The sequence below is a fragment of the Mesorhizobium sp. WSM4848 genome, assembly GCF_055811375.1.
Window position 1 is genome coordinate 36,225 of record NZ_JBVVPX010000044.1, and the last position, 20,280, is coordinate 56,504.

The following is a 20,280-nucleotide window of genomic DNA, read 5'->3' on the forward strand; positions in this document are numbered from 1 at the left end:
CAAGCGCGGCGCAGCACAGGCCGTGTTCGTGCCGCGCGGCTGAAAAGAGGCTAGGCACCAAATCGTTCAATCACCTCGGCCAGCGGAACGTGGCCAAGGCAGGCACCCGAACCCGCCGGCGTTTCGCCGTCCTCGATGGCCTGCGCGTATCGCACGTCCGGATCGCTTTCGATCCGGCGCCGCAGCGCCGCCAGCCTGGGATAGGCGGCCCCGTCGACCGCCTGGTGGAACTCCGCCCAACGCGCCACGCCGATCAGCGTGGTGTCGGCAAGCGTCAGGCGATCGCCGACCAGAAAGTCGGTGTCGCCGATCATCGCCTCAAGCCGGTCATGGCGCTCAGTAACGGCTTTGCGGCCAAAGTCGCGCAAGGTCGCCAGCAGGGCCGGCTCGGCCGATTCCATTTCATAGGCAGCCCAGAGCGGGGTGAAAGCGGCGGTGAAACCGGTATTCACGAAAGCCATCAGCTGATGCATCCGGTCGGCTTGCGGCGAGCGCGGGTCGAAGCTGATGCGACGTTGCGTGTCGCGGGCTTCGAGCCACGCGGCAATCGCCATCGTCTCGGTGAGCGCCCTGCCTTCGTCGGTGATCATCAGCGGCGTTTCCTGACGGCCGTTGATGCGGGCATAGGCGTCGTTCTTCATTTCAGTGAACATGTCGACGCGGCACAGGCGGTAGGCATGTCCGAGGCGTTCAAAAGCAGCGACGAGCCCCATCGAACTTCCCGCCGGGACGCCGTAAAGGAGGATAGGTTCCATTTTCTTGGTCCTCTTCCAGGTTTAGGGATCACGCTGCGCAGCGAAGCTTGACCCTAAACGCTGGTCGTCCCATGTAAATTACGCACAATTCTGTAACCATCACTCCGAAACCACCACGGGACCGCCCATGAAAGATGTCGTCTCAAGCTGCCCGATCGAAGAGGCCATGCGTGTGCTCAGCGGTCGCTGGCCCACCTTGCTGCTCTACTATCTCAAGGACGGGACCAAGCGCTTCAGCGACCTGAGGCGTGACAACCCGACCGTGTCGCACCGCATTCTGGCGCTGGAACTGCGCAAGCTGGAGGAAGCCGGGATCGTGCGGCGAACGCCGCATGCCGGCTATCCGCTACGCGTCGACTATGATCTCACCGCAGCGGGTCTCAAGCTTGTGCCGCTCATCGACGCCCTGGGCGACTGGTGGGACGATACCGAGGACGATCGGGCCGGCCGGGTCTCGACGCCGGAAACAAGGCTCGTGGCGGCGGAATAAGCAGTGGGGCAAATCTGACGCGTGCAACTATACGTTGTGCAACCGCTTTGGGTGGGATCTGCCGTCCCAGGCCGGGTACCGGAGGGGAGCACCGGAAGCGGCCAGTGCGCGTCATGCGGTGCAGACCGGCAGATTCGGGCTGCGAATATTCAAAGAGCGGACATTCGAGCGGCCGCCGAGCGACGGCGACAAGCTTTGCGGCGCTTCCGCGTCCTGCCGGGTAAGGCGCCTTTGTTACCGCAACACGGTCAGGATCACGCCCATTGCCACCATGCTGACCAAGCGATAGCCGGCATTGATCGCATAATAGCGCAGAGGCCGGTGCTCATAGGTCACCGAGTGCAACAGCGTGACAGCGACGAAGCCGAGCCAGAGCAGGAAAGTGCAGAGGACGGTCGAGACGATCGTCAGCGCGCCCCAGGCGTGAAGTACCTGATCGAGGATAAACGCCATGACCGCAAACGAGGCAAGGTCGACCGCAATCGCCCGCCGCAGGCCGGCGGCGAATTTCGCGCCGTCGACGCCCGACATTTCGGCCCATGGTCGGATGAAGAGCAGCGGCGAATACCAAAGCCCAGCGACAACCCAGGCTGCGAGGACCGCAGTTCCGATCCCCCAGAGGTTTATCGGCACAAACTCGATCATGCTGCTCCTCCTTCCAGCCTCCGGATTCAATGATCTGGCGGTTATATTGGGTATAGCTTACTATATCCAATATGAAAGACAATTCAAAGACCCGCAGGCGCTACGACGCACGGCTGCGGTCGGAGCGCGCTTCCGGCACGCGCCAACGCATTCTCGATGTGGCGAAAGAGCTTTTTACTGCGCGCGGAGTGGAAAAGGTCACGATCAATGACATCTCATCAGCCGCCGGTGTTTCGGCACCGACCGTCTATGCCCTGTTCCAGTCGAAGACCGGCATTCTAAGAGCCGTGGTTGAGCGTTCCTTCTTCGGCCCGCGCTATGCGGAGATAGCCAAGCAGGCCGAGAACGCGAGAGACCCCAAGGAGATTCTGCGTATTACTGCCTCGATCTCTCGGGTCATCCTTGATGCGGAACGCGAGGAGATCGGCCTTATGCGCGGCGTCTCGGCTCTGTCTCCCGAGTTGAAGGCGATCGAGACGGAGTTGGAGACCGTCCGCTTCAAGCTGCAGGAAGCGCGTGCCAAGCTTCTCGTCGAATCCGTCACTGTCGCGCGCCAACTCGGCTTGGCCCGCGTGCGCGACATCTTATGGATGTACACCGGCCGCGACGTATATCGCATGCTCGTATTGGAGCGGGGTTGGTCTTCGGACGAATATGAAAGCTGGCTCGCCGAGACGCTGATCAAAACGCTGATTGGGCGAGACTAAGTTCCGCTCCCGTCGGTGCGTGGAGGCGGTCAGGGCGACCGCAGCCGTGCGCGGGGCAGCGTCCAGCCCTTTTCGCCGACACTCGCCACACTGCTGGCACCAAACAACACATGTGCATTAACCCTTCCCAACAACAAATCACGTTTTTGGTGATTGTGGCTTGAAATCCTCCCAATCACTTGCTAGGTGATTGGGAGGGAGAACTCATATGAAGACGGCGCACTACAAGCTAATCCTGAGCCGCGCTGGCGAACGCGCCATCGACATGACTTTCGCGGCTTATGCCGTCATGCACGACATCCTGGATCGCACCGACTCTAGCCAGCGCACCAACACGTTTGAACTCCAGAAGCTCGCCTATGAAGCGATCCGCGCCGAGACCGGCCTGCCGGCGCGACTGGTGACCAATGGCATTCGCGAATACGCCTCCGGCGCCTGGTCGTCCGATCGGCTGCCGCTCGACGACAAGCTCATGTCCTTCAAGGGCGTCGACAAGGTTTCGATTTCGACCGTCGAGGGGCGAGTGCTCGCGGGATTCCTGGCCACCGGCTACTCCGATAGCCAGGAGAAGGCGCAACTTTCCCACCTCGTACGGGATAATGGGGCCTATCTGCTCACCGTTCCGCTGTCGGCGGACATGCAACACAGGGAGATCGAAGCCATGCAGACCGAATCCATTTCCGGGCGCGTTTCGCGCCTCGCCGCCGGCCTGGTCGCAACCGTGATCGACGGCCTTGAGAAGAAGGCTCCCGAGGCGGTGGCCGAACAAGCAATCCGCGAGATCGACAAGGCCGCCGACGAGCTGAAATCCAACCTCGCAGCGCTGATCGCCGAGCGCAAGCGCTACACCCTGCAGAAGGACGACCTGACCGAGGAACGCGAGGGGCTGGACCAGAATATCCGTATCGCCCTGCAAGAGGGTCGCGAAGACCTCGCACGGGCCGGTATTGGCCGTCAGGACGACATCGACGCGCAGGCCGCCTCTATCGACAAGCTGATCCAGGGTGTCGATGTGCGCATTGACGAAGCGCGAGGCGCGCTCAGCGCCGCAAGTGCGGCCCGCCGCGATTCCGAGGAGCGGGTGAAGATAGCGCGGCGCGCCCGCGAGGCGCAGAAGCCGGGCACGGTAGGCAGCGCTGGCGGCGGGTTCCGCAAACCCGCACCAGAGGATCGCATTGCGGCCGCGCTTTCCAGCGTGGCGCGGCTGACCGACCTGCCCGCTGGCAAGCCGCGCGACAACGATCTTGTCGAACTCGAAGAATTTGGGCGCCAGCGCCGCATTGACGACCGGCTGGCGACACTGCGCAGCGAACTCAAGGGTAAGAAGTAGCGCCGATGGCAGATATTCTCCACGCGCCGGCGCTCTATCTCTATCCATTGCTGGCAGGGATGTTGCTGGGGGTCCTGCAGATCGTCCTGTTCTTTGTTGGAGCCGGACATTTTGACCATGGTGGCGGCGAAGACGGCGCAGTCGACCACCTCCTCGACGCCACACATCTGGGCGAGGTATTCGACTGGTTGAATTTCGGTCGGGTACCCTTCGCCATCCTGATACTGCTTCTGCTGGTCACGTTCGGGATGGTCGGCATCATGCTGTGGCAGATCTTCCCGGTCCTGCCGGCGTGGAGCTACGCTTTTGGCGCGGCGCCGGCGGCGGTGATGGTAACGAAAATCACCGGCGGCTGGATCGCTCATCTCCTGCCGCAGGACGAGAGCTACGCCGTCAACCACGATCATCTGGTCGGGCGTCGCGGCACGGTCACGCTCGGGCCGCTGGATGACGGTCGGCCCGGCTCGATCCGAGTGCGCGATGAGCATGGCGAATTGCATACGCTGCGGGCGCGGCCCGCAGACGCGGGAATGAAAATCGAGAAAGGCGCTTTGGTCGTGGTGGTGAAAGCCGCCGAGGGACCCGGCCGTGTCTGGCTGGTAGTGCCGTTCGAGGAGCATATCTAGCCAGAGCGCGCTCTGGGCAAAGCCGAACATCAAACACTTTCAAATCTGGGGGCAAGTTATGGACAACATAGTTCAATTTCTGATCTGGGTCGGCATCGTTCTCTTCGTGATCGCGGTGATCGGCTTTGTGCTCGGGCGGCTCTACCAGCGCGCCGAACGTGACGAGGCCTTTGTGCGCACCGGCGTCGGCGGCCGCAGAGTGGTCAAAGACGGTGGCGCGCTGATCCTGCCCATCTTGCATGCGCTGGCGAAGGTCAAGCTCAACACCGTCAAGCTGGTGGTCGACCGCCGCCGCGAGGACGCCTTCATCACCTCTGACCGCATGCGCGTCGACATCCGTGCCGAGTTTTACGTACGCGTCGACGGCACGGATGACGGCATCGGCCTCGCTGCGCAGACGCTGGGCGACCGTGTCAACGACCCGAAGGCAATCCAGGATCTGGTGGAAGCCAAGCTGGTCGACGCGCTGCGCTCTGTGGCCGCGCGCAACACGCTCGATCAACTGCATGAAAATCGCTCGGACTTCGTCAAGGCGGTGCAGGACGCAGTCGAGACCGATCTGCGCTCGAACGGGCTGGAGCTGGAATCGGTGTCGTTGACGGGCCTCGACCAGACGCCGCGTGAGTTCTTCAACGAAACCAACGCCTTCGACGCGGTCGGCTTGGCCAAGCTGACAACCATCACCGAACAGCGCCGCAAGGAGCGCAACGAGGTGACGCGGAAGACCGAAGTAGCGATTGCCGAGCAGGACCTGAACGCCTCGCGCGAAAAGTACGCGTTGAAGCGGCAAGAGGAAGAGGCGCGGCTGGAGCAGGAGCGCGACGTCGTCTCCAAGCAGGCCTCCACCCGCTCAGAAATGGCCAAGGCCGAGGAAGCGGCGAAGCTCGCCGAACAGGCCGCGCAGATCGCGCGCGAACGCGAGATCGCCGAGCATGCGGCGGAAGCGCAGCGCGCCAAGGAAGAGGCGCGCATCAACTCTGAGCGCGAGGTTGAATTGTCGCGCCAGAATATGGCGGTGGCCATCGCCAAGAAGAGCCAGGAAACCAGCCAGGCTGAAGCCAAGGCCCGCGAGGCCGAGGCGCTGACGGTTGCGGCTCAAGAAAAGGTGCAGACGGCGCGCGAACGCGAAATTGCCGATCGTGCAAGGCAGATCGCCGTTCTGCAAGCGCAGGAAGCGGCGGAATCCGAGGCTGTGTCGGTGACAGTTGGCGCGAGCGCCGAAAAAGCAGCGGCGGAAGACCGCGCCGAGGCGGCGCTGGTGGAAGCCCGCGCGGCAGCGGAAGCGATGAAGGTCCGCGCCGAAGGCGTGATCGCGGAAGGCGAGGCGGAGGCCGCCACCATCCGCGCCACCAACGACGCGCGCAACCTGCTCTCCGACCGGCTGATCCAGCTTGAACTGACGCAGGCCCGGATCACCATGCTACCGGAAGCACTAAAGGCGCTGATGGAGCCGGCGAGCCGTATCGACAGCATTCGCGTGTTCGACACGGCGGGATTTTCGGGCGGTCGCTCGGACGGCGACGGCGGGCGTTCGGGTCCGGGCGATCTGGCCGACCAGTTGCTGAAGTTCACCGGCAACAAGTCTCTGATCGACGCGCTCCTGAAGGAAGCCGGCATCGCCGGCGCCGGTGGCTCTCTGAAGGATCTGGTCTCGACGCGGCCGCGGGAAACGGATGCTGACGGGGCCGATCTGTTCGAGGAGGCAGACGTGGAGGACGACGAGCTGGTCGCCCCCCTGGCTGGGATACCGAAGGCCTGAACTGCCCAAACGCTGATTTGATCGGGCGTGGAAACAATCCACGCCCGGTCTATGTGGCAGTCAGGATCGCGTTTATGTCAGGCAGGCGGCCTTGCCGCCACCGTCCTGCCCACCGGCGAAAGCGCCGGTGCTGCCGTCGAGTTGGGATGGCTGCCTCGCAGGCGCGGCCCTCCGATGGCTCATGGCTGGCTTGAGGCGGTGATCGCGGGATAGTCGGTATAGCCGGCGGAGCCGCCGCCATAGAGCGTCGCCGGGTTGAACTCCGCCAGCGGCGCGCGCGTCTGCAGCCGTTCCACAAGATCGGGATTGGCGATGAACGGTCGCCCGAAGGCGAACAGGTCCGCCTTGCCCTCGGCGAGCCGCGACGCCGCGAGCTCGAGGTCATAGCCGTTATTGGCGATATAGGTGTTGTTGAAGCGCCGGCGGAGCGACCCGAAGTCGAACGGCGCGACATCGCGCGATCCGCCCGTGGCGCCCTCGACAACATGGATGTAGACGATTCCCAAAGCATCGAGTTGATCGACGATATAGTCAAACTGCGCCTGGGGGGCGCTGCTCGAGACGCCGTTGGCGGGCGAGATCGGCGAAATCCGGATGCCAGTGCGCTCAGCGCCGATCTCCTCGACCACCGCAGTCGCAACCTCCAGCATCAGCCGGGCGCGGTTCTCGACCGATCCGCCGTATGCATCCGTGCGGACGTTCGCGCCGTCCTTGGCGAACTGGTCCAGCAGATAGCCGTTGGCGCCGTGAATCTCGACGCCATCGAAGCCGGCCTCGATGGCGTTCGCGGCTGCTTGCCGGAAATCGTTGACGATCCCCGCAAGCTCGTCGAACTCCAGCGCGCGGGGCTCCGAAACGTCGACAAAGCCGTTGCCGACGAACGTCTTGGTCGCGGCCCGGATCGCCGAGGGCGCGACGGGGGCGGCGCCGTTCTCCTGCAGGTCGACGTGCGAGACGCGGCCGACATGCCAGAGCTGCAGGAATATCCGGCCGCCCTTGGCGTGCACGGCGTCGGTGACCTTGCGCCAGCCGCCGATCTGCGCCTGGGAGTAGATGCCGGGCGTGTCCTGATAACCCTGTCCCTGCTGCGAGATCTGCGTGGCCTCGGAAATCAGCAGGCCGGCCGACGCGCGCTGCCCGTAATACTGCGCGGCGAGATCGCCCGGAACGAAGCCCGGGCCAGCGCGATTGCGCGTCAGGGGCGCCATGACGATACGATTGGAGAGAGTGAGCGAGCCGAGAGTATAGGGCTCAAACAGCGTTGTGCTCGTCATAGATCACCTTTGTTTGTCCCCGCCGCGGCGGAGTCGTTTATCGAAATGGCTTCGTTGGTGCTCAGGCGACCGTGCGATACCGCTCGGCGGGATGTTCGTTCCGATAGTTCGGAAGCATGGCCTGGCGTGCGGCCTGAAGCGCGTCCCACTGCCCGGCATCGGGTAGCGGCGGGATGGTCACGAGTTCGCGGCGGTCGAAGCCGACCAGCGCCGCATCCACCAGGTCGTCGACCTCCATCACGTTGGAAAGCGTGTTGACGTCGGCGCCGACATGTTCCCAGATCTCCGTTCGCGTCGTGGCGGGAAGCACGGCCTGGACGTAGACACCCTTCGGCGCGAGCTCGAGGCTGAGTCCCTGCGACAGAAACAGCACGAAGGCTTTGGTTGCACCGTAGACCGTCATGCCGAACTCCGGCGCCAGGCCGACCACGGAGCCGATGTTGACGATCGCCCCTTCGCCGGCCGCCGCAAGACGCGGGGCGATGGCGCTGGCAAGCCGCAGAAGCGCGGTCGTGTTGAGCGCCACCAGCCGCGCGACGTCATCGGTGCTCTGCTCGATAAAGCTTCCGCCGATGGCCGTTCCGGCATTGTTGACGAGAATGCCGATGCGGGCGTCATCGCGCAACCTCGTCTCTACCGTTGCAAGTTCGGCAGGCTGCGTAAGATCAGCCTGGATGATGTCGATCGCCACGCCATTTTCCTGACGCAGACGGGCCGCCAGAGCCTCCATTCGTGCCACGTCGCGGGCAACCAGCACGAGGTCGTGCCCGCGTCGCGCGAAGCGCTCTGCATAGGCGGCTCCGATGCCGGTGGAGGCGCCGGTGATGAGGACTGACGGAATGGCGGTCATGGGATTGCTCTCTTTTTGGATTGAACCTATATTCATGACGGTCATCATGATTGAGGCTAAATATGATGGTCATCATGTAACTGTCAATGGGGCCGACGGAGAATTTTTAAATGAAGGTCAGTCGAGAACAGATGGCGGAGAATCGTCACCGAATCGTGGACGCGGCCAGCCGGCTGTTCCGCGACAATGGTTTCGAAGCGGTCAGCGTGGCGGAAGTGATGAAAGCCGCCGGGCTCACCCATGGCGGCTTCTATGGTCACTTCAACTCTAAGGACGACCTGATCGCGCAGACCCTTGCGCATGTCCTCGCCGCGGACTCAGGCGGAGGGGGCGATCTTCGCGCTTATGTGAAGGCCTATCTTGCGCCCCGTCATCGCGACAACGCCGCCGGTGGTTGCCCGACGGCGGGCCTTGCCGCGGCCATCCGCCATCAGACCCCGGCTGCCCGTTCGGCCATGACCGAAGGCCTTCGCTCGCAGATCGATCGTATCAGCGAGGCGCTCCCGGAGCTGGACGCGGCGGACAGGCGCCGCGCAGCGATCGGATGCTGGGCAGCGATGGTGGGGGCAGTGATCCTCGCCCGGGCTATCGACGATCCCGCGCTTTCGGATGAAGTTCTGGAACAGACGCGTGCCTGGATCGATACCGGGATCAGCCAAGTGTCTGCCAGATAGCCGGCAGGAGTGCCCTTTTCGAGAGCAATGCGGCCATCGGCGGTGATTGGGTGGCTATCTTGGAGAATATCGCGCCGTAGCGTGCAATCAGCGGGGTTCGCGGACGGCTAAGGGCGCGAAACAGTCATCCGCAGCGCGCACCGGTGGGAGGTCGCCAAGGGGTCAAAACTGGTATTCAGTCGCGGTACCACACGCCGGATTCACCACCGGGAAGACGAACCGCAGCAAGCGAGAATTTGAGCACCTGCCCGGCAAAAGCCATGATCACCGCTATGTCAGGCGGGCATGACCGCTGCCAAGATCGAAAATTCGAAGCCCGATCAAGCTTAAACAGGCGAATGCTTAGAGCTGCCGGTCTTGCTGCGCTGGCCGGGCTTGCCGCTTGCGCCACCGTGCTGCCCGCCGAAGCCGGTGTCTCGGCCTCCGCCGCCGGCACACTGGCGGGCATCCGCGCCTCAGCGTCCTTGTGCAGGCGAAAGACGCACAGAATCCGGACCGACAGGGCTACTAAGCGGATCCGTCGGCCAACAACGCCAGCCGGACGAGCTCGGACAGGCTCTTCGCCTGCATCTTCGACATGACGTTGGCCCTGTAGATTTCGACCGTTCGTGGGCTGATGCCGAGTTCGTGCGGTTCGCCTTGCCGTCGACGAGCAGGTCCAGGACCTGGCGTTCGCGTTCTGTGAGCGATCCTACCCGGCTCGCCGCCTCCCTGACGTGTGCGCCGTCCGGGATGGTCCTCGTCCGGCGGCCAAGCGCGGAGCGGATCGTCGCGATGAGCAGGTCGTCATCGAACGGCTTCTCGATGAAATCGATCGCGCCCTCCTTCATTGCCTCGACCGCCATAGGCACGTCGGCGTGGCCCGTCATCACGATCATAGGGAGAAGTGAGCCACGAGCCTTCAGCCGACGCAGGAATTCGATGCCATCGATGCCCGGCATCCGCACGTCGGTAACGACGCAGCCGGACATACCGGCTGCAATCAGGATCTTGCGGTCCGCCCAGTCGCGGCGGAACACGATGCCGACCAGGTCGGCAATGCTCGCGCCCATCTGCACCGATGGACCCTCGCGCCCCACGCCAGGCCTGAGCCGATCGCCAGCACGCCGCCGAAGAACTTGATCGGGATCAGCCGGAGCGGCACCCGGAACGGCACCGGTGGCAGGCTTTCCTCCAGCACCGCCTCGACATGCGGTATGCCGCTGCCCGAAGCGGCCGTCCGCGCCGCTGTGGCGCGCCCCCAGGGGGCCGCGTGACGGCCTGCCCCAGAAGGGCGTGCAGCCCTGTGGAGAGCCGAACGGCGAGACAACGCGCCGTGCGCCGCCTCGAACTTGGCCAGTACCTCGCCGGGTGGCTCGACAGCATAAAGCGGACCGTGTCTCACGCTCCCGGATCAGAACGACCCAACTTCACGTCTCTTCCTCAGCGAGGCTTGGATGCTGCATTCCCTTGCTCAGCTTTGTGGAGGAGTTCCCTGGTTCGACAGATGGGAAGTGCGCCCTTGCACGGGGGGCCGTACACGCGCCTCTGGGTCGCCGAACAAGGTCCGTTGGCGGCGTCCATGGCGATAGGTATGGCTCTTCCGGGCGAGGTCAATCGCATCCCGCAGACCTGTCCGAATGTCACGAAGGTCGCAATTCGCCGTCGTTCAACACTAGGTAGATGAGCACCGCAATCACCGTCATGTGAAAGCGAAAGGCGCTCTCCTCGCCATTCCACACGGTCGATTGCCACATCTCGAACCACTCGCCGCCGATCGCCATGAAGCCAACCATCCAGGTGAGAAAACCCAATGTCAAACCAGCGATGGACCACCGTTTGGCGGCATTGAACGACGAAGCTGAGCCGCGCAGGTTCGAAAGCAGGACAAGGGCGCCAATCCAACAGAGTATCGCCGTTCCGAGCTCTGCCGCGATGATCAGCAGATAGCCGGCCGTTTGCACGGCAGGATTGGTGATGTTGCGATAGTGGGTCGCCGAGTCTGGAAAGATGGTGTCCATCGAGAGGACATGCCTGACGAAGGCCCAGTTGGTTCCGTAGTCGGTGATGTTTCCGAACGCGACCAGGGTGGTCAGGAACGCAATGGCGGCGACCAAAGCCGCTTTCGAAAGGCGTGCGATCAGCATCGCTGTCTTCCCTTGCTTCAACGCCGGCGTCACGACCGTGCGCCTGCTCCGTACACTTGCACTATCAGAGGACAACCCTGCCGCGCATCAAATGTCCTTCGACCGACCACAACCCTTCCACCGCGGGCGTTGAACCGGCTCGCGACGGGGCGCGTGCAAGTAGCCCGAAAGTAAGCGCGATTCCTCGCCCCTATTTAAGTGGTGACACTGTATAAATCTGATCCAGTATTTTCAGCATCAGAGCGTTGGCTGTCGGCATGCCATCAAGTGACACGGTCAGGTTAGTCCAAACGATGAGCGTGACATCGTTGTCTGGATCGTAGCCCATGAACGAGTTGTAGCCAGGCATCTCGCCGCCGTGAAAATACACTTTGTTTGGCCCGAAGGTGATCAGAACGATACCATAGCCATATTGTTGACCTTTGGGATTACTTGGATCCTCCGGTTCGGGGCTCTCCACCCATTGGCGGTGATAGTCGGCATCGAAAACTTTGCCCCCGACCAGCGCGCGTATCCAAGTCGCCAGGTCATCCGCGGTAGAGATGATGCCACCGGCCGCCAAGGCTGCGGAAGGATTCTGCCATGTGTCGTCGTTGGGCTTGAGTGTTCCCGCCGTAGCCGCAGCCTGAAGATCGGCGGGATAGGGCGCATCCACCAGGGCGTATGAGGAGCCGCCGTAAAGGTAGCCATGTGAGTAAGGCTCGGGGATGGCGTTCGACGTGCTGACAGGCAGCAATGTGTTCTTCATGCCAAGCACCCCGAACAAGCGCTCCTGAAAGATGCTGGCCAAAGGCTGGCCTTCGATCTTTTCGGCGACGAGACCAAGCAAGAGATAGTTGGTGTTGCAATAGTCGAATTCCTTGCCCGGAGCGAATAGTGGCGGCGGTTTGAACGCGATTGCAAGCAGTTCCTCCAAAGTCCAAACCTTGGTCGGGTCTCGGTCTAGACTTTCCGCAACTTCTGGCGCGTTGGTGTAGTTATAAAGGCCGCTTCGCATTTTGAGGAGTTGAGCAATAGTAATGTTGTCCCCGTTCGGAACGTCTTGAACATACTTCGAGATCGGATCGTCGAAGTGTAATTTCCCTTCCTGAACCAGTTGCACGATCACGGCGGCCGTCATCGTCTTGGTATTCGAGGCGGCCCGGAAGTGCGTATCGGCGCGTGGTGGGTTCGTGACGCCGAGCTCGGTTGTGCCGTACCCAAAGACGAAATTGCCCTGCGGAGTGTGCAGCAGAACCATGGCACCCGGCAGCAGGAGTTCCCTGGCCGCCCCTTCGACGGTGGCCTGAAGCGCGACCGGGTCGATCGGCTTGAGGGCGGGCGTAGACGCGCTCATGGCGCTCCCCGTTGCGCACACTGCGACAACCACGGCGCCCAGTGTTCTCGCTATCATTGTCTCACTCCCTGGCCAGATTAACGAGATCGAAGACTGCCGGAGCACGCCTCGCACGTGACCGGAAAACCAGCTTGGAGGATTGTCCGCCGAATAACCGGCTATTTTACGCTGAGATTGACGACAGGAACCAGTATTGGCAATCCAAATCTTTTCGCCGTCGCTCAAATGACCAATAGACCAAGACCATCGATGCGACTCGCGGCATAAAAGATCCTGGAAACGGATCGGCGGGTGCGGACAAGCGCACGCGCGGCCGAGGTCGGCCAGCGCCTGATGGAGGTGTCGGGCGTGGGGCCGGTGCTGGCAAGCGCAATCGTCGCGGTGGTTCCTGATCCTCGGGCATTCAAGTCCGGCAGGAACCTGGCTGCCTGCATCGGCCTCGTGCCGCGGCAGAACTCTAGCGGCGGCAAGGAACGGCTCGGAGGCATCACCAAGCAAGGAGATCGATACTTACTGCAGTTGCTCGTGGTCGGTGCGCTCGCAGTCATCCGCTATGCCCAGCGGCATGGAACAAGGCGGCCCTGGTTGGTCAGCTGCTTGCTCGTCGCACGGCGAAGATCGCTGCGGTCGCGCTCGCCAACAAGATGGCGGGGATGATCTGGGCGATCATGACGAGCGGCAAACGCTATAGGGAGCCACAGCCCACTGCAGCCTAGCGGTCAGCGGGAGAGCGTCGGAGTTTGAGTTGGGAAGGGCAGTCGCGATGTAATGCGAAAAACGGTCGATACCGGGGGATAGAAAACCCATTTGCGCCATAGCGCCTCAGAGCGCGTGGAATTGGTCGGGACCCGTCTCCGCGGAAGGCATTATGGCCAGCGGCCCATAGGTGCCGCACCAACAGGTCGAACACATGGCCGCACCGACCATGCGGCAGCACATCAAAAATCCCTTGCCAAGGGAGAGCCGTCCATACATGGCGCAAAGCTGCCTGCGGCGTCCGCAATTGCGATGTCCACTTTTGGCGAATGGACGGGACCGTAGGAATGACTGCGATGCGGCGCGAAGCAGTCATTCGCAGCGCGCACCGGTGGAGGTCACCGATGGGTTCAAACTGGTATTCCGTCTCGGTATCAAGCGTCGGATTTCACCACCGGGAAGACGGACCGCAGCGAGCGAGATTTCTGAACGCCTGCCCGGCAAAAGCCACTATTGCCGCTATGTCAGACAGGCATGACGCTCACCGACACCGCCAATCAACCATCCCTACAACCCCGTTCTGACCAAATGCGCCCGACGCCATACAGGCGAATGCTGCTTAGAGCTGCCGGACTTGCCGCGCTGGCCGGGCTTGCCCTTGCGCCACTGTGCTGCCCACCGGCGAAGGCGCCGGGGTCTCCGCCTCCGCCGTCGGCACACTGGCGGGCATCCGCGCCTCAGCCGGTCTCGAACCGCTTGTCCCCGACCCTCAGCTCGAACAGGCAGCCCTGCAGCAGTCCGGCTATATGGCGCGCGGCGGCCGCATGACTCACTCCACCGGCTGGGGCAAGGGATTTGCCTCGCGCGTCAAGGGCAACGGTATTGCCGGTGCTGCTGCCGAAAACATCGCCGAGGGCCGTTTCGATCAACGGAAGTTGTTCGACCTCTGGATGCACTCGGCCGGCCACCGCCGCAACATGCTCGACCCGCGCTTCACCCGCTTTGGTCTGGCCTATGTGCGTGACGGCCGCGACAGCTCGCTGCGCTACTGGAGCCTTGTTCTGGGCAAATAGCAACTCGGCACAGACCAATCGGCGCCGTCGGCAATGCCGCGTCGCGGTTCGGTCCGTTGCGCCGGTCCCATAGGTCAGTCCATAGGCGCGGCGGGCGCAGCCGCTGAAGCCTTCTGTGGCTTGCGCAGCAGGAAGACCAGCGGGAAAGCAACCAGCGTCACCACCATCATCAGCTTGAAGTCGTTGATGTAGGAGATCATCAGCGACTGCTGGTTGACCAGCCCATCGATCTGCGACAGCGCCGCCGGATCGCCGCCCGCCGCCGCCGGCGAGGCCGCCCAGAGGTTGGGGTTGAACGGATTGATATGGGCCGAGAGCTCGGCATGGTTGATCTGCGTGTTGCGCACCAGCATGACCGAAACGATCGAGATGCCGATCGACGAGCCGATGTTGCGCACCAGGGAAAACAGCGCCGTGGCGTCGGTGCGGAAGCGCACATCGAGCGTGGCGAAGGCAATGGTGGAGAGCGGTACGAAGACCAGGCCCAGCCCGAGGCCCTGAATGACGCCCGAGGTCAGGATAAGCCAGTTGTCCATCTGCGGCGAGAAGCCCGACATCGTGTAGAGCGACTGCGCCGTAAGCCCCAGTCCGATCATCACCAGCAGCCTGGCATCGATCCTGTGCATGACGCGCCCGACGACGAGCATCGAGATCATCGTGCCGACGCCGCGTGGCGCCATCACCACGCCGGTGGTGATGGTCGGGTAGCCGAAGATCGTCGACAGCATCGGTGGCAGCAGCGCCAGGCTGGCCAGAAGGATGACGCCGATGATGAAAATGAAGACCAGTCCGGTCGCGAAATTGCGGTCCAGGAAGATCTTCGGGTCGATGAACGGGTTTTCGGCGCTCAGCAGATGAATGGTGAACACCCAGAAACCTGAAATGGCGAGGCCAAGCTCGATCCAGATCTCGGCCGAGGAGAACCAGTCGGCGTCGCCGCCACGGTCGAGCATGAGCTGCAGCGCGCCAACGCCGAGCGAGAGCATGGCAAAGCCGAAGAAATCGAAGCCGCGCACGCGTCTGGCGATGTTCGGCAGGTAGGCGGCCATGCCGAGAAAGGCGATGATGCCAATCGGCAGATTGATGAAGAACACCCAGCGCCAGTTGAAGCTCTCGGTCAGCCAGCCGCCCAGCGTCGGGCCGATGATCGGCCCGACCATGATGCCGGCGCCCCAGATCGCCATCGTCTGGCCGTGGCGTTCCCTAGGGTTGATGTCGAGCAGGAAGGTCTGCGACAGCGGCACGATCGCCGCGCCGAACACGCCCTGCATCAGGCGGAACAGCACCATGGTCTCCAGGCTCCATGCCACGCCGCACAGCATGGAGAACACGACGAAGCCGACCACGGCCGTCAGGAACAGCTCCTTGCGCCCGAAGCGGTCGGCCAGCCAGCCGGTCACCGGCGTCATGATGGCGGCGGCAACGATGTAGGAGGTCAGCACCCAGTTGATGGTGTCGGCCGACGCGCCAAGGTCGCCGACCATCGACGGCAGCGCGACGTTGGCGATGGTGGTGTCGAGCACCTGCATGACTGTCGCCAGCATGATCGCAATGGTGATCAGGCCGCGATGCGGCACTTCGCGAAAGGCTTCTGGCGTGCTCATGACATGGAGGCGGTCTATTGCGCTTCACCCGCCGCGGCGTGGCCGAAGATGCTCGCAAGCCCGCGGGAAACGCCGGTGTCCACCGTGACGGTCGCGCTCATGCCGGTGCGCAGCGCCATCCTGGCGTCGGCATCGGCCAGTTGCAGGCGCACCGGAATGCGCTGGGTGACCTTGACCCAGTTGCCGGTGGCGTTTTGGGCCGGCAACAGCGAGAACTCGGCTCCGGTGCCGGCGCCGATCGCCTTGACCGTGGCCTCGAACGTCCGGCCCGGATAGGTGTCGACCACAATATCAGCCTTCTGGCCCGGCTTCATATTGGTGAGCTGGGTTTCCTTGAAATTGGCGTCGATCCAGGTGTCGCCGGTCTCGACCAGCGAAAACAGCGGCGTGCCGGGGCCGACATACTGGCCGACCTTGAACGAGGCAGCCTGGCTGACGATACCGTCGGCCGGCGCCCTCACCGTGGTCTGCGCCAGATCGTAGGCAGCCTTGTCGCGGGCGGCGAGCGCCGCCATCACGGTCGGATGCCTGTCGGTTTCGATATCGGGATTGCCGCCAAGTGCCGCCTTGGCGCTGAGGATGCCCTGCTGAGCCACCACCAGTTGCTGCCTGGCCTTGTCGAGATCGTTCCTGGCCTCGTCCAGCGACGACTCCGCGTTGATGCCCTTGCGGGCCAGGTCGGCAGCCCGGTCGTATTGCGACTGCGCATAGTCGACCTGGCTGGCGTCGGATTTCTCCTGCGCTACCGCCTGGCTATGGGCCGCACGTAGCTGCTCGACATTGAGGCGCGCGCCGTCCACCGCCGCGTCGGCCTGGGCCAATGCGATCCGGTAAGGCTCGGCATCGATGGCGAACAGCACGTCGCCCTGCTTGACCGACTGGTTGTCGAAAATGTCGACCTGAACGATGCGGCCGGCCGTATCGGCGGCGATTGTGACCTTGGCCTGCTGCAGATTGGCGTTCTCGGTCTCCTGGTAACGGCCGCCGGTCACCCAGACGTAGCTGCCGCCGGCGATCAGCGCCACCGGGAGCGCCGCCATCAAAAGGATGCGGCCGGCACGGCGCTTCTTCTTCTGCGCCACCGGCGCCGGCGCTAGCTGCGGAGCGACTGTGGCCGGAGCTGCCGCCGGCTGCGCGGGAGCTTCCATCTCCAGCTTGGTCGCATTCTCATCTACCTTGGCTACCGCGTTCATCGTGCTGCGCCTTCTGTACTCTCGACTTTTTCGCCCGGCGCCGGCTCACCGTCCGCCAAGTTCTTGGCCATCGTCTCCAGTGCCTTGATCAGGACGCGACGATCTCGCGGCGACACGCCGGTCAGCGATTCTTCATAGACTTCGCCAGCAAGGCTCTTGATCTCAGCGTAGGCTTGGCTCGCTTTGGCGGTGGGGAAGACCATGCGGACGCGGCGGTCGGCGGCATCGGCACGGCGCTCGATCCAGCCGCCCTCCTGCATGCGGTCGACCAGCCGCGACACGCTGATCGGCTCGATCTCGAGAAGCTCGGCGAGCCGCGCTTGCGTGATGCCTTCTTCCTTGGCGACGCGGACCATGAGCCGCCATTGCGCCGAGGAAAGGCCGAGCCCGCTGGCGCGCGCCTCGAAGCGCTTTCGCATCAGGCGCTGCACGTCGTGGATCAAAAAGCCCAATCTGTCGATGCCGTCGGAAACCATGAGCGGCATATATTATAAGCGTGCTTACTATTCAAGACGCGGCATTATGCCAGAAGCCTGCAGGCGTGCATGGCAGTCATTCAGGGTCGCTCGCAAAATCGCGATTGAGCAGGTTGAAATTGACCGATGGTCGGTCGAATTTGCGCAATGCGCAATTTTAATCAAACTGACCGTGCAAGCAGACGGCACCATGACTTTGCCAATGCGAAGACTCTGCCAAATGCGAAGGCTGGGCCAATGCGAAGACTGACCCATCGCGAGGAGACATATGAACCCGACCGAGAAAGCGCTGTGGTTCGTCGAAAGCCGTCTGCCGGAATCCGTCTCCCTCGACGATGTCGCCAAGAGCAGCGGCGTGTCGCGCTTTCACGTGACGCGGGCTTTCGGTGCGGCGACCGGCCGTTCGGTGATGGGCTACCTGCGTTCTCGCCGGCTGACCGAGGCGGCGCGCAGGCTCGCCGCCGGTGCACCGGACATCCTCTCGGTCGCGCTCGACGCCGGCTATGCCTCGCATGAGGCTTTCACCCGCGCCTTTCGCGACCAGTTCGGCACCACGCCGGAACTGGTGCGCGCGCAAGGCTCGCTCAAAAACCTCGATCTCGTGGAGCCGATCCTGATGGACCAGTCCTTCCTCACCACTCTCGAGCCGCCGCGTTTTGAGACCAGCCGGCCGTTTCTCATCGCCGGTCTTGGCGAGCGCTACAGCTGCGAAACCAGCGCCGGCATCCCGATGCAGTGGCAGCGGTTCGGCCCCTATATCGGCAACATTCCAGACGAGGTCGGCGACGTCGCTTATGGCGTCTGCGTCAACGGCGACGATGCAGGCAATTTCGACTATATCGCCGGCGTCGAGGTGTCCGATTTTTCGGACCTGCCGAGGGAGTTTTCGCGCGTACGCGTGCCGGCGCAGAAATACGCCGTGTTCGCCCATCGTGACCACATCTCGACCATCCGCCGCACGGTCAACACGATCTGGAACAAATGGCTGCCGGCCTCCGGGCACAAGATTGCCGACGCGCCCGAATTCGAGCGCTACGGCCCCGAATTCGATCCGCGCAGCGGCAATGGCGGGCTGGAAATCTGGATACCGGTCGAAGGGTGAGATGCGGCCGGCTACAGGCCCGACGCCGAAGCACAGGAAGCGCTGCTACAGCTCCAGATTCCAGTTCTGGCCGACCAGATCCTTGCCGAAGGCGTGGTGGCGTTCTTGGTTGGCCAGCTTGAATCCGGCCGCCTCGTAGATGCGGCGCGCTGAGGTGAGCACGTCGTTGGTCCACAGCGTCAACGTCTTGTAGCCCTTCGCAGGGGCAAAGCCGATGCATTCCTCGACCAGCCGCCTGCCGATGCCGAGACCGCGCGCCGAGGGTTCGACATAGAGCAGGCGCAGCTTCGCCACCTCGTCCGACTGGCGCACGAGAAAGACCGAGCCGACGACTTCCCCTTCCCGCTCGGCGATCCAGCTGCGTTCCCATTTCGGATCGTAGGATTTGACGAAGGCGCCGAGGATTTCGGCGACCAGCGCCTCATAAGTTTCGTCCCAGCCATATTCCTGCGCATAGAGCAAGCCCTGGCGATGGATGATCCAGCCGATGTCGCCGACCTGCAAAGACCGCAGCATGTAAGGGACCTTGGGCTCTGCACTCTCGCCCAGCAGGCGCTGCACCGTCTGCATCGCCTTGACCAGCCTGTCCTGTTCCGGTGCGGAAAGCCGGTCGAGCAGGGTCGCGACCTGATCGTGCGAACCCTGGTTCAGCGGCGCGAACGCCGTTCTTCCCGCCGGCGTCAGCATAATCGACGAGCGCCGCGCATCGGCTTGCGTCGCCGCGCGCTCGACCAGGCCGCGCTCCTCGAACTTTTTCAGCAACCGGCTGAGATAGCCGGGGTCGAGACCGAGATCGCGCGCAAGATCGGTGGCGGTCAGGCCATCGCGATGCGCCAGTTCATAGAGCACCCGAGCCTCGGTCAGCGAGAAGGCGCTTTTCAGCAGCCCTTCGTCGAGCAGCCCGATCTGGCGGGTGTAGAAGCGGTTGAAGCCCCGCACAGCATCGATCCGCTCCCTGCCGGGTTGATGATGGATCGTCATGGCATCCTCCTGCCCGCACAAGATCGATCAGATACTTGACTTAGTCAAGCATCCGATCGAAGCAGGGCACCCGCATTGTCCAGTCCGGTGCGAGTCGTGCCGAGCGGCTGCTACCCGCTGGCGGAACGACGCCGGTTGGTGCTTATACTGCCGAGGCGCCAGTACTTCATCGCTGGCGTCGATCGGCTCACTCAGCACCTTGACTCTCGCCAGCCGCCGGCTTATCTCACCGCCACGTTAGCACTCGCCATCGGTGAGTGCTAAGCGTAGGTCCGGCGCCGCCGGGCTTATAGGTTTGTCCGGCGCCGCCGGACGGAGGAACTATTCTCACCATTCTCACTGAGGAATAAAAAATGGCAAAGTCGAAGTTCCGCCCGCTTCATGACCGCGTGGTCGTACGCCGGGTTGAATCCGAATCCAAGACTGCCGGCGGGATCATCATCCCCGACACGGCGAAGGAAAAGCCGCAGGAAGGCGAGATCATCGCCGTTGGTTCCGGCGCCCGCGACGAAGCCGGCAAGCTCGTCCCGCTGGACGTCAAGGCCGGCGATCGCATCCTGTTCGGCAAGTGGTCGGGCACCGA

19 protein-coding genes and 3 pseudogenes are annotated in these 20,280 nt (G+C 63.1%); 10 read left to right on the forward strand and 12 right to left on the reverse strand.

What is annotated here, in order from left to right:
* Positions 1–50: 50 nt before the first annotated feature.
* Positions 51–755 (reverse strand): glutathione S-transferase family protein, encoded by a 705-nt coding sequence (locus AC0L16_RS29325; RefSeq protein WP_473624891.1) that lies wholly within the window; start codon positions 753–755, stop codon positions 51–53.
* Between the two features lie 127 nt (positions 756–882).
* Here AC0L16_RS29325 and AC0L16_RS29330 point away from each other — a divergent pair, with 127 nt between their 5' ends.
* Positions 883–1,245, forward strand: a complete 363-nt coding sequence (locus AC0L16_RS29330; protein ID WP_473624892.1) for a winged helix-turn-helix transcriptional regulator — start codon at positions 883–885, stop codon at positions 1,243–1,245.
* A 234-nt stretch (positions 1,246–1,479) separates the two neighbouring features.
* On the opposite strand, the gene AC0L16_RS29335 is transcribed toward AC0L16_RS29330, so the two are convergent.
* Complete coding sequence (locus AC0L16_RS29335) at positions 1,480–1,890, reverse strand: DUF1761 domain-containing protein (protein WP_287069675.1); 411 nt, start codon at positions 1,888–1,890, stop codon at positions 1,480–1,482.
* 71 nt (positions 1,891–1,961) lie between these two features.
* Here AC0L16_RS29335 and AC0L16_RS29340 point away from each other — a divergent pair, with 71 nt between their 5' ends.
* From AC0L16_RS29340 to AC0L16_RS29355, 4 genes are all read left to right on the forward strand, one after another.
* Positions 1,962–2,597 (forward strand): TetR/AcrR family transcriptional regulator, encoded by a 636-nt coding sequence (locus tag AC0L16_RS29340; protein WP_473624893.1) that lies wholly within the window; start codon positions 1,962–1,964, stop codon positions 2,595–2,597.
* A gap of 208 nt (positions 2,598–2,805) precedes the next feature.
* Positions 2,806–3,927, forward strand: coding sequence for a PspA/IM30 family protein (locus AC0L16_RS29345; protein WP_473624895.1), 1,122 nt, complete (start codon positions 2,806–2,808; stop codon positions 3,925–3,927).
* 5 nt (positions 3,928–3,932) lie between these two features.
* On the forward strand, positions 3,933–4,553 hold the full coding sequence (locus AC0L16_RS29350; RefSeq protein WP_473624896.1) for an OB-fold-containig protein: 621 nt from the start codon (positions 3,933–3,935) through the stop codon (positions 4,551–4,553).
* 58 nt (positions 4,554–4,611) lie between these two features.
* The gene (locus AC0L16_RS29355) at positions 4,612–6,312 is read left to right on the forward strand and encodes a flotillin family protein (protein WP_473624897.1); all 1,701 of its coding nucleotides are present in this window, start codon (positions 4,612–4,614) and stop codon (positions 6,310–6,312) included.
* A 179-nt stretch (positions 6,313–6,491) separates the two neighbouring features.
* Here the strand turns inward: AC0L16_RS29355 and AC0L16_RS29360 are convergent, their stop codons facing one another.
* Positions 6,492–7,586 (reverse strand): alkene reductase, encoded by a 1,095-nt coding sequence (locus AC0L16_RS29360; protein ID WP_473624899.1) that lies wholly within the window; start codon positions 7,584–7,586, stop codon positions 6,492–6,494.
* Between the two features lie 61 nt (positions 7,587–7,647).
* The gene (locus AC0L16_RS29365) at positions 7,648–8,436 is read right to left on the reverse strand and encodes an SDR family NAD(P)-dependent oxidoreductase (protein ID WP_473624900.1); all 789 of its coding nucleotides are present in this window, start codon (positions 8,434–8,436) and stop codon (positions 7,648–7,650) included.
* 110 nt (positions 8,437–8,546) lie between these two features.
* Between AC0L16_RS29365 and AC0L16_RS29370 the strand changes: the two genes are divergently transcribed.
* Complete coding sequence (locus tag AC0L16_RS29370; RefSeq protein WP_473624902.1) at positions 8,547–9,110, forward strand: TetR/AcrR family transcriptional regulator; 564 nt, start codon at positions 8,547–8,549, stop codon at positions 9,108–9,110.
* Between the two features lie 507 nt (positions 9,111–9,617).
* Here AC0L16_RS29370 and AC0L16_RS29375 read toward each other — a convergent pair.
* The 4 genes and pseudogenes from AC0L16_RS29375 to AC0L16_RS29390 all read right to left on the reverse strand — a co-directional run.
* Positions 9,618–10,081, reverse strand: a pseudogene (locus AC0L16_RS29375) (response regulator); the annotation flags it as partial.
* Between the two features lie 48 nt (positions 10,082–10,129).
* Positions 10,130–10,494: pseudogene (locus AC0L16_RS29380) on the reverse strand (chloride channel protein); the annotation flags it as partial.
* A 238-nt stretch (positions 10,495–10,732) separates the two neighbouring features.
* Positions 10,733–11,236 carry a DUF2165 family protein gene (locus tag AC0L16_RS29385; RefSeq protein ID WP_473624903.1) on the reverse strand — a complete coding sequence of 168 codons (504 nt, stop codon included), beginning with the start codon at positions 11,234–11,236 and terminating at the stop codon, positions 10,733–10,735.
* A gap of 190 nt (positions 11,237–11,426) precedes the next feature.
* Positions 11,427–12,572, reverse strand: a complete 1,146-nt coding sequence (locus AC0L16_RS29390; protein ID WP_473624904.1) for a serine hydrolase domain-containing protein — start codon at positions 12,570–12,572, stop codon at positions 11,427–11,429.
* A 333-nt stretch (positions 12,573–12,905) separates the two neighbouring features.
* Here AC0L16_RS29390 and AC0L16_RS29395 point away from each other — a divergent pair, with 333 nt between their 5' ends.
* Both AC0L16_RS29395 and AC0L16_RS29400 read left to right on the forward strand, forming a co-directional pair.
* Positions 12,906–13,229 (forward strand): transposase, encoded by a 324-nt coding sequence (locus AC0L16_RS29395; protein ID WP_473624915.1) that lies wholly within the window; start codon positions 12,906–12,908, stop codon positions 13,227–13,229.
* 627 nt (positions 13,230–13,856) lie between these two features.
* Positions 13,857–14,341 (forward strand): annotated as a pseudogene (locus AC0L16_RS29400) (CAP domain-containing protein).
* Positions 14,342–14,415: 74 nt separating this feature from the next.
* Here AC0L16_RS29400 and AC0L16_RS29405 read toward each other — a convergent pair.
* The 3 genes from AC0L16_RS29405 to AC0L16_RS29415 are packed head-to-tail and all read right to left on the reverse strand — an operon-like array spanning position 14,416 to position 17,614.
* Positions 14,416–15,945 (reverse strand): DHA2 family efflux MFS transporter permease subunit, encoded by a 1,530-nt coding sequence (locus tag AC0L16_RS29405; protein WP_473624906.1) that lies wholly within the window; start codon positions 15,943–15,945, stop codon positions 14,416–14,418.
* A gap of 14 nt (positions 15,946–15,959) precedes the next feature.
* The gene (locus AC0L16_RS29410; RefSeq protein ID WP_473624907.1) at positions 15,960–17,138 is read right to left on the reverse strand and encodes an HlyD family secretion protein; all 1,179 of its coding nucleotides are present in this window, start codon (positions 17,136–17,138) and stop codon (positions 15,960–15,962) included.
* Complete coding sequence (locus AC0L16_RS29415) at positions 17,135–17,614, reverse strand: MarR family winged helix-turn-helix transcriptional regulator (RefSeq protein WP_473624916.1); 480 nt, start codon at positions 17,612–17,614, stop codon at positions 17,135–17,137. The genes AC0L16_RS29410 and AC0L16_RS29415 overlap by 4 nt, the downstream gene beginning before the upstream one ends.
* Before the next feature lie 268 nt (positions 17,615–17,882).
* Between AC0L16_RS29415 and AC0L16_RS29420 the strand changes: the two genes are divergently transcribed.
* Positions 17,883–18,716 carry an AraC family transcriptional regulator gene (locus tag AC0L16_RS29420; protein WP_473624909.1) on the forward strand — a complete coding sequence of 278 codons (834 nt, stop codon included), beginning with the start codon at positions 17,883–17,885 and terminating at the stop codon, positions 18,714–18,716.
* 45 nt (positions 18,717–18,761) lie between these two features.
* Here the strand turns inward: AC0L16_RS29420 and AC0L16_RS29425 are convergent, their stop codons facing one another.
* Positions 18,762–19,697 carry a bifunctional helix-turn-helix transcriptional regulator/GNAT family N-acetyltransferase gene (locus AC0L16_RS29425; RefSeq protein WP_473624910.1) on the reverse strand — a complete coding sequence of 312 codons (936 nt, stop codon included), beginning with the start codon at positions 19,695–19,697 and terminating at the stop codon, positions 18,762–18,764.
* Positions 19,698–20,050: 353 nt separating this feature from the next.
* Between AC0L16_RS29425 and AC0L16_RS29430 the strand changes: the two genes are divergently transcribed.
* Positions 20,051–20,280: co-chaperone GroES (locus tag AC0L16_RS29430; RefSeq protein WP_473521708.1), on the forward strand; the 230-nt coding region annotated here is incomplete at its 3' end.

Coding starts and splice junctions, on each gene's coding strand:
- AC0L16_RS29325 (WP_473624891.1), bottom strand. CDS start 755: ATGGAACCTATCCTCCTTTACGGCGTCCCGGCGGGAAGTTCGATGGGG.
- AC0L16_RS29330 (WP_473624892.1), top strand. CDS start 883: ATGAAAGATGTCGTCTCAAGCTGCCCGATCGAAGAGGCCATGCGTGTG.
- AC0L16_RS29335 (WP_287069675.1), bottom strand. CDS start 1,890: ATGATCGAGTTTGTGCCGATAAACCTCTGGGGGATCGGAACTGCGGTC.
- AC0L16_RS29340 (WP_473624893.1), top strand. CDS start 1,962: ATGAAAGACAATTCAAAGACCCGCAGGCGCTACGACGCACGGCTGCGG.
- AC0L16_RS29345 (WP_473624895.1), top strand. CDS start 2,806: ATGAAGACGGCGCACTACAAGCTAATCCTGAGCCGCGCTGGCGAACGC.
- AC0L16_RS29350 (WP_473624896.1), top strand. CDS start 3,933: ATGGCAGATATTCTCCACGCGCCGGCGCTCTATCTCTATCCATTGCTG.
- AC0L16_RS29355 (WP_473624897.1), top strand. CDS start 4,612: ATGGACAACATAGTTCAATTTCTGATCTGGGTCGGCATCGTTCTCTTC.
- AC0L16_RS29360 (WP_473624899.1), bottom strand. CDS start 7,586: ATGACGAGCACAACGCTGTTTGAGCCCTATACTCTCGGCTCGCTCACT.
- AC0L16_RS29365 (WP_473624900.1), bottom strand. CDS start 8,436: ATGACCGCCATTCCGTCAGTCCTCATCACCGGCGCCTCCACCGGCATC.
- AC0L16_RS29370 (WP_473624902.1), top strand. CDS start 8,547: ATGAAGGTCAGTCGAGAACAGATGGCGGAGAATCGTCACCGAATCGTG.
- AC0L16_RS29385 (WP_473624903.1), bottom strand. CDS start 11,236: ATGCTGATCGCACGCCTTTCGAAAGCGGCTTTGGTCGCCGCCATTGCG.
- AC0L16_RS29390 (WP_473624904.1), bottom strand. CDS start 12,572: ATGAGCGCGTCTACGCCCGCCCTCAAGCCGATCGACCCGGTCGCGCTT.
- AC0L16_RS29395 (WP_473624915.1), top strand. CDS start 12,906: ATGGAGGTGTCGGGCGTGGGGCCGGTGCTGGCAAGCGCAATCGTCGCG.
- AC0L16_RS29405 (WP_473624906.1), bottom strand. CDS start 15,945: ATGAGCACGCCAGAAGCCTTTCGCGAAGTGCCGCATCGCGGCCTGATC.
- AC0L16_RS29410 (WP_473624907.1), bottom strand. CDS start 17,138: ATGAACGCGGTAGCCAAGGTAGATGAGAATGCGACCAAGCTGGAGATG.
- AC0L16_RS29415 (WP_473624916.1), bottom strand. CDS start 17,614: ATGGTTTCCGACGGCATCGACAGATTGGGCTTTTTGATCCACGACGTG.
- AC0L16_RS29420 (WP_473624909.1), top strand. CDS start 17,883: ATGAACCCGACCGAGAAAGCGCTGTGGTTCGTCGAAAGCCGTCTGCCG.
- AC0L16_RS29425 (WP_473624910.1), bottom strand. CDS start 19,697: ATGACGATCCATCATCAACCCGGCAGGGAGCGGATCGATGCTGTGCGG.